We start from the raw sequence: 15,728 nt of genomic DNA on the forward strand, positions 1-15,728 counted from the left end.
ATGGTTACATCGCGCCGGGAAAACGACACGATAAAACCATGCTCACAGTCACACAGCTTTCCAAGAAGTACGGTTCCTTTACAGCAGTAGACAACCTCTCCTTTGAGGTTCCCGATGGCCAAGTCACCGGGTTCCTAGGACCCAATGGCTCCGGCAAATCCACCACGATGCGCATGTGCGTGGGGCTAGAAAATCCCACCTCCGGCACCGCTACATTCGATGGAACACCGTTCCGCGAACTACCCGATCCCGCCTCCACGGTGGGCACCTTGCTTGATGCCAATTGGTTCCACCCCGGCCGCAGTGCCCGCGCGCACCTGGGCTATATGGCGGCACTGCAGGGAGTATCGATGGAACACGTCGATGACACCTTGGAGCGCGTCGGGCTTGGGAAGGTCGCGAAAAAGCGCATCGGGGGTTATTCGCTTGGCATGAAGCAGCGCCTCGGACTTGCCTGCGCCATGATGGGAGAACCTAAGCACTTGCTTCTCGATGAACCTGTCAACGGCCTCGACCCCGAGGGCGTTCACTGGATGCGCGACCGCATCCGGGAATTCGCCGCTGGGGGATGCTCCGTGCTTGTTTCTTCCCACATGTTGTCAGAAATGCAGCTGACGGCGGACCGCCTAGTGGTCATAGGCAAAGGCAAGCTCGTTGGCGAAGGAACGGTAGAAGAATTCGTCAATGCCTCCGGTGCTACCACCGTGGAGGCTGTGGTAGATCAACCAGAAAAGTTGGCCCGCTTGCTGCACGATTCGCAGGCGGAAACTTCCTTTGATGGGGAAGTGTTGCGCATTACTGGCTTGGACCGCGACGAGGTCGGCCAATTGTGCTTTGACCACCGCATCCGCATCAGCAGCCTTGAGGTCAAGCACCCCTCCTTAGAAGACGCCTTCCTTGGCGCTACCGCAGATCACCTGGATTACCGCTCCGCATAACTCGCTTAAGAAAGGCAGATGACGAGCCATGAGTACCATCGTTTCCGAATCCCGCAAGATATTTTCCCTGCGCTCTACGTGGGTCTACCTCGCTATCATCACCGTTGGGCTAACAGCCGCCAACGTGCTGATGGGAGCTCTCCGCACTGACGACAGCGCCCTCCAATCCTCCGATCTAGCCATCGGCGCCATCTTTGCCGTGGTCATCATGATCTTTTCCTCGGCCACGCTAGTCGGCGGAGACCTACAAAAAGGCACCGTAGCCTGGAGCTACCTATCTACCAATCGGCGCCTGCAGGTGCTTTCGAGCCAAATCCTCGTCATCACCGTGGCCAACGTCGCCGCCGCGGGCCTGGCCGGCGTCCTCGGAATGTTGTTTAACGCTGCGCTCGGCAGCTCGTATGACTTCTCCAGCTTCGTGCACTACCCGGATAACGCCGTGTTTCTGTTTACCTTTATGGAATACATCGTCTATACCCTGCTGGCCACCAGCCTGGCTTATATCCTGCGCAGCGGCACCTTTGCGGCCATGCTGCTCATTATCGAATACTTCGTCATCGAAAGCGTGCTGACCTCGATGGACATGGGCTGGGCCAAAATCATCCTGCAGATTTTTCCCGATGCCAACCTGCGCACCTTCTTTCAAGGCCAAGACACCTTCGGGCTCATGGCCCCGCAATGGGCATCCGGAGTCATCGTCTTGGCCATGGTGGTAGCGGTCCTCGGCGGGGCCGCGGCCGTCCAGCGACGCCGCGCCGTGGTCTAGGCTCCCCGCGGGCACTCACACCTTATGGGGATACGACGAGGGTAAGCTCCCTTGAGCCGTGCGGTGGTTCTTCTACCGTCATGCCGGCAGCGCGCGCAATAGCGGCGACATCGGCGGCGCTGAAGGCATCGGCAGGCGAAAGCGCCAGCTCCCGGGCCAACAGGCCTTTATAGTGCTTATTAAAGTGGCTGACCACTTTGCGCGAGCCATCCGGCTGCACGCTTTCTACCCGCACCGTCACGGCCGAAGGCAGCCGGCCCAGTTGCTGGTAGGTGCCCGAGCGCAGATCCACAACCAGCTCATCGATGTTTTCTAACGCCTGCGTTACCTGCTTGCCCCAATAAGACTTCATGGTGCGACCGCCCAGCTTGGTACCGCCCGATAAGCGGTAATGGGGGATAGGGTCGTCCGCGCGCAGGAGCCCGAAGAGGGCATCGCCAATAGCAAGGCGTTGCCATGAGGGAAGGGTGGATGCAGAAAGTGCATCAAAAAGCACGCCAGTATAGCGCTCGAGTGCCGGCATGGTGGGGGTGGTAAATAGCTGATTGTTCGATTCAGCCTCACTGCGTAGCTTCTCCGAGAGCTTAAGCACAACCATCGCCTCATCGATGGGAAGAGACTGCAGCTCAGCAGCGATTTCGCGCCGGGTATCGCTTAGTTCGGGAAAAGATAGGTTGGCAAAATCAAGCGGCTTTCCCGTGCCGCCATGAGCCTTGGTTTCTGAAGGAGGGAGGACAATGAGCATATAGATAGGGTAGCGATGTATATTTTGACCATGATTACCCGCCTTTCTGAACTATTTCTCCGCACCCTTCGTGAGGACCCAGCCGATGCCGAGGTCCCCAGCCACAAGCTGCTGGTGCGTGCCGGTTATGTGCGCCGCGTCGCGCCGGGCATTTATACCTGGCTGCCGTTGGGGCTGCGCACCCTGCGCAAGATTGAAGACGTAGTACGCCAAGAAATGGACGCCATAGGCGGGCAAGAGATGCTGTTCCCGGCGCTGCTACCGCGCGAGCCCTATGAAAAGACCAACCGTTGGGTGGAATACGGTCCCAACCTATTCCGGCTGCAGGACCGCAAGAACGCGGACTTGCTGCTTGGCCCCACGCACGAGGAAATGTTTGCCAATGCCGTTAAGGACATGTACTCCTCGTACAAGGATTTCCCAGTCACGCTGTATCAAATTCAAACCAAGTACCGCGATGAGGAACGTCCCCGCGCCGGGGTGCTGCGCGGGCGCGAGTTCGTGATGAAGGATTCCTACTCCTTCGATATGAACGATGAGGGCCTCGATTCCTCCTACGCCCGCCACCGCAAGGCGTATCAAAATGTTTTTGACCGCTTGGAAATCGATTACGCTATTTGTAAGGCCACTTCTGGGGCGATGGGCGGATCCGCCTCCGAGGAGTTCTTGGCAGTTTCTGAGGTGGGCGAAGACCTTTTTGTTCGCTCTACCGAGGGCGATTATGCAGCCAATGTAGAGGCGGTCGTGACCCAAGCGCCCCCAGAAAAGGACATCGCGGGCCAGCCGGCGGCAAAGGAATACCGGACCCCGGATGCCGCCACCATTGAAGCGCTTGTGCACTGGGCGAAGACCGAGGACATTGCGGTCGACGGCCATGAGGCTCGGGCCACAGATATCCTCAAGTGCGTCATGGTGGAGGTAACCCACCCGGCGCTAGAGGATTCTGAAGAGAAGAAGGAACTGGCGGCCGTGCTGATTCCGGGCGACCGCGAACTAGATCCCAAGCGCCTTGAAGCGGCCTTGGAACCGGCAGAGTTCAGCCTGGCAAGCGATAAGATTTACGCGCAATACGATTTCTTGGAGCAGGGCTTTGTGGGCCCTCGCGTGCTGAATTCCAATGGCGTGAAGGTCTTTGCCGATCCCCGCGTGGTCAAGGGATCTTCCTGGATCACCGGCGCCGATGCACAAAGCTGCTACGTCGTGGGCTGCGTGGCAGGCCGCGATTTCCACGTCGATGAGTTTGTGGAAGCGGCCGAGGTTAAAGAGGGCGATCCCGCACCAGATAACCAGGGCACCTTGGCTTTGCAGCGCGGCATCGAGCTGGGCCACATCTTCCAGTTGGGCCGGAAGTACACCGAGGCTTTTGACGTGCAGATTCTTGATGAAAACGGGAAGCGCGCTATTCCCACAATGGGCTCTTATGGTATCGGCATCTCCCGCATGCTGGCCGTGCTGGCAGAGCAGCGCCACGATGATAAGGGCCTGAATTGGCCGGTTGCGGTGGCGCCGTACCAGGTGCACGTGGCGGTGGCGAATAAGGATGCAGCGGCCATGGAGGCCGGCGATAAGCTAGTAGAAGAGCTGTCCCAGGCGGGCCTTGAGGTGCTTTTCGATGACCGCCCTAAGGTCTCTCCAGGCGTGAAGTTCAAGGATGCAGAGCTGCTCGGCATGCCGTTTGTGGCCATCTTGGGACGCGCCTTCAAAGATGGCATCATCGAGCTGCGCATCCGCGGGCAGGAAACGCTGGAGGTCCCAGCGGAGAAAATCGTGGATAAACTCCTCGAGTTGGTGCGGGCTTAGCTCAAAGCACCGCGCCAAGGCCCAGCGCTCATAAGCAGCGGCAAGGTATCGTGGGGAAGCATGAGACTTAATAAGAAGGTGCTTCCCACGGCTCTTATCACCATGGGAGCGTTGCATTTCCTACGCGCGAAGAATTTCGAATCCATTGTGCCGCCGCAGCTGCCGGGCTCGCCGCGGTTGTATAACTTTGCCTCCGGCGCCTGGGAAATAGCTACGGGCTGTTTGCTTACCGATCGCGCCACCCGCGAATCCGGCGGCGCGTCAGCCGCGGCGCTATTTCTTGCCGTGTGGCCGGCGAATATGTACCACGCCTGGATCGAGCGCGACGCAGGATGGCCGAAGAAGCTTTATCACATCATTCGGCTGCCGCTGCAGATTCCGTTGATTCGCTACGCATGGAAGATTGCGCAGGGTAGGGCATAAAACCAAAAAGAACCGACTCCCCTGTTTTCCCGGGCAATAGGGTCCGAGAAGAATACCGGGGGGGAGTCGGTTGTCTGCGTGATGCCGCGCTCGCGGCGGCATCACGCTACCGCTGTGGGAGGAAGCCGATTAGCCAGCCACGGGGCCGCCGCAATTAGGCCATGCGCCAGCACCCTGGGTGGCAAGAACGTTTTCAGCGATTTCGATCTGCTGTTGCTTGGTGGCTTGATCAGCGGTAGGCGCGTACTGGGTGCCGCCGCTACCGGCCCAGGTTTGCTGCGAGAACTGCAGACCGCCGTGGTAGCCATTGCCGGTGTTGATGTGCCAGTCACCGCCGGACTCGCACGCGGCGACCTGGTCCCACGCGCTTTCCGGGGCGGCGTTGGCGGCAGGGGCGGCAATGCCCGCGATGCCCAACGTAGCTGCGGCCATAGTGAGCAAAGTCTTCTTCGTACGCATTGAGAAAGCACTCCTTCTCATTGTGTTTTTGGGGCTTGTGGTATCTCCACCAAGCACGTAATCCACCAAATTACGTAAGGGCCGAACGAATTATCAATGAATATCGGCCTATAACTCGCTGACTTTTCTCTGCCCGCCGAACAGTGAATATTCAGGTAGACACGGTGGGTCAATACTCGAAGCTATGCGGCCTTGGCTTCGGCGGCGATGCCGATTAACCAGTTCAGCCACTCCTGGTTTGGGCTTTCTTGTTGTGCGGCAGCCACCGCAGCCGCGTGCCACTTGTCTGCGTCTAGTTCAACCAAGGTATCGAGGAAGGCTGCAGCGGAGTCCGCATCGCTGGGAAGCGTGGCTGCGCCGGAAGAATAGGCAGGCTCCGGCTGGGGAGCCTCGCCATTCTGGCTAAGCGCCTCTTGCAGTTGGTCGATGCGGCGGTGATGGAGGCTTAAGAGCTTATCGATGCGCCCCTCGGCAGCAGGATCGCTATAAGCCCGAGCGAAATCCAGGCCGAAGATCTGCTCGTATTCCCACTGCAACAAAGCAGCCGCGCTCTCGCGGTGTGGCTGGGAGAGCGTGGGAATATCGGGGGCATCGCCAGGCAGCCAGGCATTAAGCGTGATGGCCTGTTGCGTGACTATGGGCCGCGACTCAGAACTGACCTCATCGGCGGCTTCCGTTGTGGCAGAGGCGGCTTCTTCTAGCAGCTGGGAGGAATCTGTGGCAGGTGGTGCCTGCGTCGGGCGTTCCACCTCACAGCTGTGTGGGACGTTTCCTTGGTCATCGGTGCCGCAGAGGCGCGCAATCTCCTCATACAGCGCATCGGCCTGCGAGCTGCGCATATCCGCGGCCGCATCATCGACGCCCTGGAGGGCGAGGCTATCGCTCGCGGCGGCCACGGCGAGGCGCTCGAGCGCGTCTTCTGGGCGCGGGCCAAAATAGTCGACGACGGAATCGACTGCGGAACAGCCCGCGAGGGCGGGCAGCGCGGCAGTCGAGGCTACACAGGTTAAAGCAATACGTCGGCGGTTCACCCAAAAGACTGTACCTCGAAGGACGTAGGCTAGTGGGCATGGCTTTCCCAGATGCACAACAATTAACTGATTTGCTCCAACCTCGCCTAGAAGCCCGCGGGCTGGACGTGGAGGATATTAAAACCACCAAGGCGGGAAAGAAATCACAGGTCATCATCCGCATCGATGGCGATAGGCGGCCCAGCTCTGACGTATTGGAGGAAGTCTCCGACGATATTTCAGCCTTCTTCGATGAAAAAGAGGCGGCGGGCGAGCTGAATTTTGGCGCCGGATATACATTGGAGGTCTCTACCCCCGGTGTGGATTTGCCGCTGACCGCACCGCGTCACTGGCGCCGCAACAAGGGGCGGAAGGTGACTTTTAACCGCGGCGACGACACGAGCCACACCGCGCGCATCGGCGCGCTCAACGCGGACGAAGATGCCGTTGTCCTTATCACCTCTGAAAAAAACGAGGTGCATACAGAAGTGGAGCGATTGGAAAACATTGCCCACGCAGTGGTAGAAATTGAGTTTGCACAGCCATCACAGCGTGAGTTAGACGCCGTGCACCAGCCATTTGCAGAAGCCGAGAGTTAACCGGCAATCGAGAGGATAGACAAGTGAATATTGATCTTGAGGCACTTCGTACCATCGAATCCGAACGGCAGGTCCCCGTCAATGACCTGTTGGAGTCGATTGCAAGTGCCTTGTTGTATTCCTACCTGGATTACCGCGAATCCACCGCGGAGAGCAAGGCCGAAGGCACCAAGTCCCGAGTAGACATCGACACCACCACCGGTGCCGTCAGTGTCATCGTTACCGAGCGCGACTCCGAAACCGGGGAGGTAACCAGCGAGTACGATGACACCCCGGATAACTTTGGCCGCGTGGGTGCACGCGCCGTGCGCGAAGCCATCTTGCGCAAGCTGCGCGAGGCCGAAGCCGAGCGCACTTTTGATTCCTATTCGGAGCTTAGCGGGCGCGTTGTCAGTGGCATCGTCCAGCGCGATGCGCGTGCCAATGCCCGCGGCATCGTTGTGGTCCAGCTCGGTTCCGAGTTGGAATCGCAGGACGGAATCTTGCTTCCCGCAGAACAAATCCCCGGAGAGAAGCTGCAGCACGGTGACCGCATCAAGGCTTATGTGGTGGGGGTAAACCGCAATGGCGCCAATGTGCAAATCAACTTGTCCCGGACCCATCCGGAGCTAGTGCGCGGGCTTTTTGAACTGGAAGTTCCGGAAGTTGCGGATGGCAGCGTGGAAATGATCGCCATCGCCCGCGAAGCTGGGCACCGCTCCAAGGTCGCTGTTATTGGCCACGCTAAAGGCCTCAACGCCAAGGGCGCGTGCATTGGCCCGCGCGGTCAGCGCGTGAATAACATCATGCGCCAGCTCGGTGGGGAAAAGATCGACATCATTGATTACAGCGAGGATCCCACCGTATATGTGGGCAATGCTTTGGCCCCCTCCAAGGTGATCAAGGTGACCGTGCTCGATAGCGAAGAGCAGGTGGCGAGAGTTATCGTCCCTGACTACCAGCTGTCCCTTGCCATTGGTAAGGAAGGCCAGAACGCGCGCCTAGCCGCCCGTTTGACCGGCTGGAAGATCGATATTCATTCAGACGCGGACGCGAATTAAGGAAATGCGGATAAATAGCGTAGGCTAGTAAACGGCCCAGATGCAGAAAGGGACATGCAGACGCAGCGAAAGTTAAGGAGTTCGATGTCGCAGACTCAACGGCTTCGTACTTGCATCGCTACGCGTCGCCGCATGCCCGATACGGAGCTGCTGCGGGTGGTCATTGATGCCAATGATCCTCAAGGCAGCCGCGCGGTGGTGGATCCATTCCGGCGGCTTCCCGGCCGCGGCGCATGGATTAGCCCCACGCTTTCTGCACTCGAGCTAGCTGAGCGCAAACATGCTTTCAAGCGCGCGCTCCGCACGTCCGCATCCGTGGACACAGGTCAGGTACGTAGATACTTGGAAGCACAGTACGAAAATGTACAGGGCGAAAAAGTACCGTGTGCGGAACAAGCTGCACAAGATTCGTACACACCAGAGTTAAAAAGGAAGACCGAACACTGATGAGCGCACAACGATGAAGCATCAGCGATGAAAGTCCAGAACGTTTAACTAGGAGTCAGGCCAGTTTTTCGCGGCCTTGGCTCCTAGGCGATACCAAGAGGAGACAAGTGCCCGGAAAGCTACGTGTTCACGAGTTGGCAAAACAGCTCGGAGTAACCAGCAAGGAACTGCTCGCCACCCTGAAAGAACAAGGCGAGTTCGTGAAAACCGCATCCTCGACCATCGAACCACCGGTGGTCAAGAAGATGCGTGCTCACTATGAAGCACAGTCCGGTGGCGATGCCACCGAAGCTAAGGCAGACAAGGCTGAGAAAACTGCCAAGCCCGCTAAGCCCGGTCAAGGCAGCGCCAAGAAGCAGGCATCGCCTGCACCAAAGCCAGGCGCTGGCGCACAGGGCGGAGCGAAATCCGCTGCGCCTAAGCCCGGCGCACCGAAGCCAGGGGCACAGGCACCGAAGCCATCCGACGCTGCGCCGAAGCCAGGCGCAGGGTCCGCTAAGGCTGCCCCCAAGCCTGGTAAGGCAGCACCAAAGCCGGGCGCTGCCGCTGGCAAGCCAGCACCGAAGCCCGGCCAAGGTGCACCGAAGCCAGGTCAAAACGCAGGCCAAGGCGATGCCAAGAAGTCGGGCGAGCGTCCGACCCCAGGCAACGCCATGCCGCGACCGATGCCTAAGCCCGGTGGATCCCGCCGCGTTGCCAATAACCCATTTTCCACGGGTGGCGGCGATAACCGACCAGGCCCACGTCCCGGTGGCTCCAAGGGCCAGCGCGGCGGCAACCGGCCTGGCGATAACCGCGGTGGAAAGCGCGGCGGCCGCAACGAGGGCGGCACTAACCGTCAGGGCCAGGATCAGAATCAAGGCCAGGGTGGCGGCGGTGGACGTCGTCCGTCGCCAGCCATGATGCCTTCGCATCCGAACCCTGCCTCGATGCCCTCCAAGGCACCGAGCGGTGGTGGACGCGGCGGCCGCGGTCGAGGTGGTCACGGCGGACCTGGTGGTCCAGGCGGCCCAGGCGGCGGTCGTCCCGGCGGTTTCCGCGGTGGACGCGGTGGGCGTCGCGGCGGCACCGCTGGTGCATTCGGCCGTCCAGGTGGCGCACCACGCAAGGGCAAGAAGTCGAAGCGGCAAAAGCGCCATGAGTTTGAAGAGCAGCAGAAGCACGTCGTAGGCGGCGTCCGCTTGCCAGATGGCAAGGGACAGACCGTCCGCCTGCGCCGCGGCGCTTCGCTGTCTGACTTCGCGGAGAAGATCGGTGCCGATCCAGCAGCATTGGTACAGGCACTGTTCAACCTTGGTGAAATGGTCACCGCAACCGCATCCGTATCGGAAGATACGCTGCAGCTGCTCGGTGACGAGATCAACTACAAGGTAGAAGTCGTCTCCCCAGAAGACGAGGACCGCGAGCTGCTCGAGTCCTTCGACCTGCAATTCGGCGAGGATGAAGGCGGCGAAGAGGCCCTCGAACACCGCCCTCCAGTCGTCTCCGTCATGGGTCACGTTGACCACGGTAAGACCCGCCTGTTGGATACCATCCGTAAGACCAATGAGGCAGCCGGTGAGGCCGGCGGTATTACCCAGGGAATCGGTGCTTACCAGACCACGGTTGACGTGGATGGCGAGCGCACCATCACATTCCTGGATACCCCTGGTCACGAGGCCTTTACCGCCATGCGTGCCCGCGGTGCGAAGTCTACTGACTTGGCCATCTTGGTAGTCGCCGCCGATGACGGCGTCATGCCACAGACGGTTGAGGCCATCAACCACGCCAAGGCTGCCGATATCCCGGTGGTCGTGGCCGTGAACAAGGTGGATAAGCCGGAGGCGCAGCCGGAAAAGATCCGTGGCCAGCTCACGGAGTACGGCCTGGTGCCTGAAGAGTACGGCGGCGATACGATGTTCGTGGACATCTCTGCTAAGCAGGGCCAGAACATCGACCAGCTGCTGGAATCTGTCATCCTGACTGCCGATGCCGCCCTCGAGCTCACGGCTAACCCAGAGATGGATGCCCAGGGTGTGGCCATCGAAGCTCACTTGGACCGCGGTCGCGGCCCGGTGGCTACGGTCATCGTCCAGCGCGGTACGCTGCACGTCGGCGATTCCATCGTGGTAGGCGATGCACACGGTCGCGTGCGCCGCATGCTCGATGAGTTTGGTGAGGACGTCAAGGAAGCCGGTCCTTCCCGCCCGGTACAGGTGCAAGGCCTGTCCGGCGTTCCAGGTGCTGGCGATAACCTGCTCGTGGTTGATGATGACCGCGTGGCCCGCCAGATTGCTAACCAGCGCGATGCTCGTAAGCGTTCTGCCTTGCAGGCAAAGCAGCGCAAGCGCGTGTCCCTGGAGGATCTGGACAAGGTATTGCAGGAGACTTCGACCCTCAACCTCATTCTCAAGGGCGACAACGCCGGCTCCGTCGAGGCGCTGGAAGATGCCCTGTTGGACATCAAGACCGAGGACGAAGTCGAGCTCAACATCATCGACCGCGGTGTTGGTGCCGTAACGGAGACCAATATTTCGTTGGCCGCCGCTTCCGATGCCGTCATCATTGCGTTCAATGTTCGCTCGGAGGGCAAGGCCACGGAGATCGCTACCCAAGAGGGCGTGGATATCCGCTACTACACGGTTATCTACAAGGCCATCGAGGAAGTCGAGGCCGCTCTCAAGGGCATGCTCAAGCCGATCTACGAGGAGCGCGACACCGGTGCGGCCGAAATCCGCGCCCTGTTCAAGTCCTCCTCGGTGGGTACCATCGCCGGTTGTATGGTCACCGAAGGCAAGGTTGTCCGCAACGGCAAGGTTCGCCTGCTCCGCGATAACAACGTGGTTACTGCCGATGCCAAGATCGAGTCCCTGCGTCACGAAAAGGACGACGCTACTGAGATCAAGGCCGGCTATGAGTGCGGTATGGTGCTGTCCTACCCGGATATCCAGGTAGGAGATATCATCCAGGCTTATGAAGAAGTCGAGGTACCGCGCGACTAGTCGCTGCTAGTTTCGGCCCGCTGTGCGTGCCCACCTCAAGATTCTTTCTCCCCGGAGGGAGATCGCGAGGTGCGGCAGGTAGAGCGGGCCGTTTCGCGTTTTCGCATGTGAGGTTTTCAAGCGGTTTCCATTGGGTGCGGTGAGTAACTAAACTGGTGGTTTCTGATACCGCGACACGGTAATTTAGGAATAAATTTTTCCCCTTTAGCTTGGAGGTTCTCATGGTCGATCACGCACGCGCGGCGCGGCTAGCAAAACGAATTCAGGAAATCGTGGCTAGTGCGATTGAGCTGCAGATTAAGGATCGCCGCTTGGAGATGGTCACCGTGACCGATACACGCGTCACCGGTGATTTGCACGACGCTACCGTCTTTTACACGGTGCGTGGCCACGATATCGATGCGGAACCCGATTATGACCAGGCTGAGGAAGCACTCAAGCGCGCGAAGGGACAGTTGCGCAAGATCGTTGGCGATCAGTTGTCCGTTCGCTTTACCCCAACCCTTGCTTTTGAGCTCGATACCGTCCCGGAAGCCTCCGCGCACATGGAAGAGCTCTTGGCGCGCGCTCGGGCTCGCGATGAGGAGCTAGCAAAATTGAAGGAAAACGCTAAGCCCGCGGGCGAGGCCAATCCGTATAAAACCTCCGATGAAGACGAGGCTTAAGTGACCCGCAAGGAATATCAGGACGCAGTCGATGCCATTTCTGGCGCGCAAAGCATCTGTATTATCACTCACTTGCGCCCGGATGCCGATGCCATTGGTTCAGCCACGGCGTTGCTCTTAGCCGTGCAACAAAGTGGGAAAGAAGCCTGTGCGGTCATTGGCCAGGACAAGGACTTTGCGCCTAATCTTTACTCCATTCCCGGCGCAGATCACGTTAAGGTCATGCGGGAGCTCCCGCAGGGATATGACCTTTATGTCACCGTGGATTGTGGGTCGATCGATCGCACTGGTTTGTTTTCTGCAGATATCGCCGAGCTGACAGAGGCAGGGCGCGTGCTGTGCATCGACCACCACTCGTCCAACCTCGGGTTTGGCTCAGTGAACTTGGTTGATTCAGAGTGCGAGTCCACCACGGTGGCCATATTGACCATCCTGGATATGCTGTCGGTGCAAATCGAAAGCAGCATCGCACACTGCCTGTATGCGGGTCTTTTGACCGATACGGGTAGCTTCCGGTGGGGCAGGCCCGCCATGCACGATGTGGCCACGCGCTTGATGCGCTATGGCCTGGATACCAAGCAGATTGCCACGGATCTGCTCGATGCCACGACTCCAGATGATCTGCAGATGGTCGGCCGCGTGCTTGCAGGACTGCGCATTGAACATGCTGGTGAAATGGGTGTGGGCATCCTCGTTGCAGGCTTGGCCGATATCGAAGGTCATTCGGATTCCGCAGTCGAGTCCCTAGTAGATTTCGTGCGTGCCCTTGAAGGCACCGAATTGGGTGTGGTCTTTAAGGAACAGTCGCCTGGGATATGGGCGGTATCGCTGCGTTCGACTACGATCAATTGCGCCGCCTTGGCAACCCAATTTGGTGGCGGCGGGCATATTCCCGCTGCTGGGTACATGACATCGGGAAGCGAAGAACGAATCGTCGCGGAGCTGGTGAGTGCCATCGATGAGCACTAGGCAGTCAACCCCCACGACAGTAAGCGCACGCGAGGTCTTCGGCCTCGCGTTTCCTGCGCTTGGAGTCCTGGCCGCGATGCCGCTCTACCTCTTGCTCGATACCGCAGTGGTGGGGCGCCTGGGTGCCCAGGAATTGGCTTCGCTCGCCGCGGCAACCACGATCCATACCGTGGTGACCACGCAGCTGACCTTCCTGTCCTATGGCACGACGGCTCGCTCGTCTCGCCTTTTTGGCGCTGGTAAGCGCGCCGAGGCAGTGGCAGAAGGTGTGCAAGCAACCTACGTGGCCCTGGGCGTTGGTGGGCTTTTAGCCCTCATCATGTGGATCTTCGGCGGTGTTTTTGCCCAGTGGCTTACCGGGGATCCTACGACTGCGGCCGGAACTGCACTGTGGCTGCGGATCGCTGCACTGGCGATTCCCGTAACGTTGGTGGAAATGGCCGGAAATGGCTGGATGCGCGGTGTGCAAAATACCAAGAAGCCGCTCTATTTCACCCTTGCCGGAATGATTCCCGGAGCCATTGCCGTACCCGCATTCGTGTATTGGTGGGGCCTTGCCGGGTCTGCCATTGCCACCGTATTGGGGATGAGCATTATCGCGAGCCTCTTCGTGCGCGAGCTGTATAAACAGCACGAAGGTTCGTGGAAATTTCGGTGGCACATCGTGCGTAAACAGTTGATCTTGGGCCGCGACCTTATCTTGCGCTCCGCTAGCTTTCAGGTGGCCTTTCTAACTGCAACGGCCGTGGTATCCCGCGTGGGCACGGCCGCGTTGGGCGGCCACCAAATCATGATGCAGCTGTGGAATTTCATGTCGCTGATTTTGGATTCCTTGGCCATTGCCGCTCAGGCCTTGACTGGAGCTGCCTTGGGCGCTGGTTCGGCGCGCCACGCGCGCAGCGTGGGAAGCAAGGTAGTGATGTATTCTACGATTTTCTCAGCCTTCCTCGCCTTGGTTTTCGCCGCTGGGGCCGGGTTCATTCCGCGCGTCTTTACATCCTCTCAGGAGGTCATCGATGCCATGAGCCAACCATGGTGGATCCTGGTCGGCATGGTCATCGCCGGTGGCGTGGTCTTTGCCCTGGACGGCGTTCTATTGGGGGCAGGGGATGCGGCATTCTTGCGCAGCCTGACTATTGCCTCGGTTCTTCTGGGATTTTTGCCCGGGGTGCTCCTCGCACATGCCATGGGCACGGGCCTTACCGGCGTGTGGTGCGGCTTGGCTGCATTCATTACTTTCCGCCTCATTGGCGTGGTCTACCGCTTCTATTCCATGAAATGGGCTGTAGTAGCAGAGTAGTACCTGCGCTACAGTGACTGTAACGAGTAGCAACAGCACTACAGATTTAACTACAGCGAGAGACTCCGTAACGATGATGAGCAAGGCGGGTGGGAGCGGTAATGCCAACGCTATGGGCAGTAGCAGACTTGCACGGCGCGATCCGTGAAAATTTAGCGCGCATTGCAGAACTTAACCCACCCGATCCGGCCGATTGGCTCATTGTGGCAGGCGATGTTGCAGAGCGCAGCGAGCTTATCCTGCGCATCTTGCGGGACTTGGCCGCGCGCTATGACACCGTCATTTGGGCACCAGGCAATCACGATTTATTTTCTCGTTCCCAAGACCAGTACAAGGGGCGCGAAAAATACGATTACCTGGTGGCCGCCTGCCGGGAAATCGGCGTTATCACCCCAGAGGACCCCTATCCGGCTTTTAATGGGATAACGATTGTGCCGCTTTTTACCCTGTATGACTACAGTTTCCGCCCACCGGGTACCTCGGTGGAAGAAGCGGTGCAGCAGGCACACTCTAAAAAGCTTGTCATGACCGATGAGGTAGCAATCGCTCCCTTCGTAGACGTGCGCGCATGGTGTTGGGACCGCTTGGCGTATTCCATTAAGCGTTTATCCCGAGTACAGGGCCCAACTATCTTGGTTAACCACTGGCCACTGGTGCAAGAACCTACGATGGTTCTGCGCTTTCCAGAGATTGCCCTGTGGAGCGGCTCGCGGCATACGCGTTCGTGGCCGCGACGGTACAAGGCAGAAGCTGTCATTTACGGCCACTTGCACATGCCTTCAAAGATGAATGTGGATGGGGTAGACCATATCGAAGTCTCATTAGGCTACCCGCGCGAATGGCGTAACCAGCCGCACCGTATCCCGTGGCCATACCCAGTTACTTCGACGTTTGGGGAGGTGAATTGATGTTATACCCCGACCTGTTCCCAGAAACTACCCGGTATTGCTATGTGCGTACGGATGCCCGCGAGTCCGACCTACTCAACTATGATCAGCTCGACCCTAAGGAACAGTCCATAGTCTCGCAGGCGGTCGATATCCGGAAGTCCGAATTTGGCGATGCCCGGTGGTGTGCGCACCAGGCCCTGCGCGAGCTGGGCTTTACAGGTACTAACCCGATTATGCGCGGAGAGCGGGGCATGCCGCTGTGGCCCGAAGGATTTATCGGATCCATGACGCATACGGAGGGCCTGCGCGCAGCGGTGGTGGCCTCCACTACGGATTTTCGCTCCATTGGCCTTGATGCGGAGCCGGCGCAGCGGCTGCCCGAACATGTGTTGACCATGATCGCCCGATCCGGGGAAATGCCGCAGCTGCCGCGCCTAGAAAAGGCGGGGGTGCACTGCCCAGACCGCCTGCTATTTTGCGCCAAGGAGGCCACCTATAAGGCGTGGTTTCCCATGACGCATCGGTGGCTCGATTTCGATCAGGCAGAAATCGATATCCGCGAAGATGGAACCTTTATTTCTTATATCCTGGCCCGCCCCACGCCAGTGCCGTTTATCACTGGCAAGTGGATCCTAAAGGGCGGTTATGTCGTGGTTTCCACGCTGGTTCCGGCCCTTGATTTCTCCGCCTAAACCG

General features: G+C 59.0%; 16 protein-coding genes. 13 read left to right on the top strand and 3 right to left on the bottom strand.

The window, feature by feature from the left end; translation table 11 throughout:
- The first annotated feature begins 38 nt into the window (after positions 1-38).
- Together QP891_RS00720 and QP891_RS00725 are read left to right on the top strand one after the other, a co-directional pair.
- Positions 39-938 carry an ABC transporter ATP-binding protein gene (locus tag QP891_RS00720; RefSeq protein WP_284769610.1) on the top strand — a complete coding sequence of 300 codons (900 nt, stop codon included), beginning with the start codon at positions 39-41 and terminating at the stop codon, positions 936-938.
- A gap of 28 nt (positions 939-966) precedes the next feature.
- Positions 967-1,704, top strand: coding sequence for an ABC transporter permease (locus tag QP891_RS00725; protein WP_284769611.1), 738 nt, complete (start codon positions 967-969; stop codon positions 1,702-1,704).
- A gap of 22 nt (positions 1,705-1,726) precedes the next feature.
- Here QP891_RS00725 and yaaA read toward each other — a convergent pair whose 3' ends face one another.
- A complete protein-coding gene (gene yaaA, locus QP891_RS00730) occupies positions 1,727-2,449 on the bottom strand; it encodes a peroxide stress protein YaaA (RefSeq protein ID WP_284769612.1) in 723 nt (240 codons plus the stop codon).
- A 30-nt stretch (positions 2,450-2,479) separates the two neighbouring features.
- Between yaaA and QP891_RS00735 the strand changes: the two genes are divergently transcribed.
- Together QP891_RS00735 and QP891_RS00740 are read left to right on the top strand one after the other, a co-directional pair.
- Positions 2,480-4,249: a proline--tRNA ligase gene (locus QP891_RS00735; protein WP_284769801.1), complete on the top strand. Its 1,770-nt coding sequence runs from the start codon at positions 2,480-2,482 to the stop codon at positions 4,247-4,249.
- A gap of 60 nt (positions 4,250-4,309) precedes the next feature.
- Complete coding sequence (locus QP891_RS00740; RefSeq protein ID WP_284769613.1) at positions 4,310-4,672, top strand: DoxX family protein; 363 nt, start codon at positions 4,310-4,312, stop codon at positions 4,670-4,672.
- 129 nt (positions 4,673-4,801) lie between these two features.
- Here the strand turns inward: QP891_RS00740 and QP891_RS00745 are convergent, their stop codons facing one another.
- Both QP891_RS00745 and QP891_RS00750 read right to left on the bottom strand, forming a co-directional pair.
- Positions 4,802-5,131, bottom strand: coding sequence for a transglycosylase family protein (locus QP891_RS00745; protein ID WP_410755737.1), 330 nt, complete (start codon positions 5,129-5,131; stop codon positions 4,802-4,804).
- Positions 5,132-5,313: 182 nt separating this feature from the next.
- Positions 5,314-6,162 (bottom strand): DUF4439 domain-containing protein, encoded by an 849-nt coding sequence (locus QP891_RS00750; RefSeq protein WP_284769615.1) that lies wholly within the window; start codon positions 6,160-6,162, stop codon positions 5,314-5,316.
- A 38-nt stretch (positions 6,163-6,200) separates the two neighbouring features.
- Here QP891_RS00750 and rimP point away from each other — a divergent pair, with 38 nt between their 5' ends.
- The 9 genes from rimP (at position 6,201) to QP891_RS00795 (ending at position 15,724) form a co-directional block, all read left to right on the top strand.
- Complete coding sequence (rimP, locus tag QP891_RS00755; RefSeq protein ID WP_284769616.1) at positions 6,201-6,740, top strand: ribosome maturation factor RimP; 540 nt, start codon at positions 6,201-6,203, stop codon at positions 6,738-6,740.
- A gap of 23 nt (positions 6,741-6,763) precedes the next feature.
- Positions 6,764-7,780 (top strand): transcription termination factor NusA, encoded by a 1,017-nt coding sequence (gene nusA / locus QP891_RS00760; protein ID WP_284769617.1) that lies wholly within the window; start codon positions 6,764-6,766, stop codon positions 7,778-7,780.
- 84 nt (positions 7,781-7,864) lie between these two features.
- Positions 7,865-8,227 carry a YlxR family protein gene (locus QP891_RS00765; RefSeq protein ID WP_284769618.1) on the top strand — a complete coding sequence of 121 codons (363 nt, stop codon included), beginning with the start codon at positions 7,865-7,867 and terminating at the stop codon, positions 8,225-8,227.
- Between the two features lie 107 nt (positions 8,228-8,334).
- A complete protein-coding gene (infB, locus tag QP891_RS00770) occupies positions 8,335-11,208 on the top strand; it encodes a translation initiation factor IF-2 (protein ID WP_284769619.1) in 2,874 nt (957 codons plus the stop codon).
- 221 nt (positions 11,209-11,429) lie between these two features.
- Complete coding sequence (rbfA, locus tag QP891_RS00775) at positions 11,430-11,873, top strand: 30S ribosome-binding factor RbfA (protein ID WP_284769620.1); 444 nt, start codon at positions 11,430-11,432, stop codon at positions 11,871-11,873.
- On the top strand, positions 11,874-12,842 hold the full coding sequence (locus QP891_RS00780; RefSeq protein WP_284769621.1) for a DHH family phosphoesterase: 969 nt from the start codon (positions 11,874-11,876) through the stop codon (positions 12,840-12,842).
- Positions 12,832-14,142 (top strand): MATE family efflux transporter, encoded by a 1,311-nt coding sequence (locus QP891_RS00785; protein ID WP_284769622.1) that lies wholly within the window; start codon positions 12,832-12,834, stop codon positions 14,140-14,142. Before QP891_RS00780 ends, QP891_RS00785 begins: the two co-directional genes overlap by 11 nt.
- Before the next feature lie 101 nt (positions 14,143-14,243).
- On the top strand, positions 14,244-15,050 hold the full coding sequence (locus QP891_RS00790; protein ID WP_284769623.1) for a metallophosphoesterase family protein: 807 nt from the start codon (positions 14,244-14,246) through the stop codon (positions 15,048-15,050).
- Positions 15,050-15,724: a 4'-phosphopantetheinyl transferase family protein gene (locus tag QP891_RS00795; RefSeq protein WP_284769624.1), complete on the top strand. Its 675-nt coding sequence runs from the start codon at positions 15,050-15,052 to the stop codon at positions 15,722-15,724. Before QP891_RS00790 ends, QP891_RS00795 begins: the two co-directional genes overlap by 1 nt.
- Positions 15,725-15,728: the final 4 nt, after the last annotated feature.

Origin of the sequence: Corynebacterium sp. MSK310 (genome assembly GCF_030227355.1) — a bacterium.
GTDB lineage: Bacteria > Actinomycetota > Actinomycetes > Mycobacteriales > Mycobacteriaceae > Corynebacterium > Corynebacterium rhinophilum.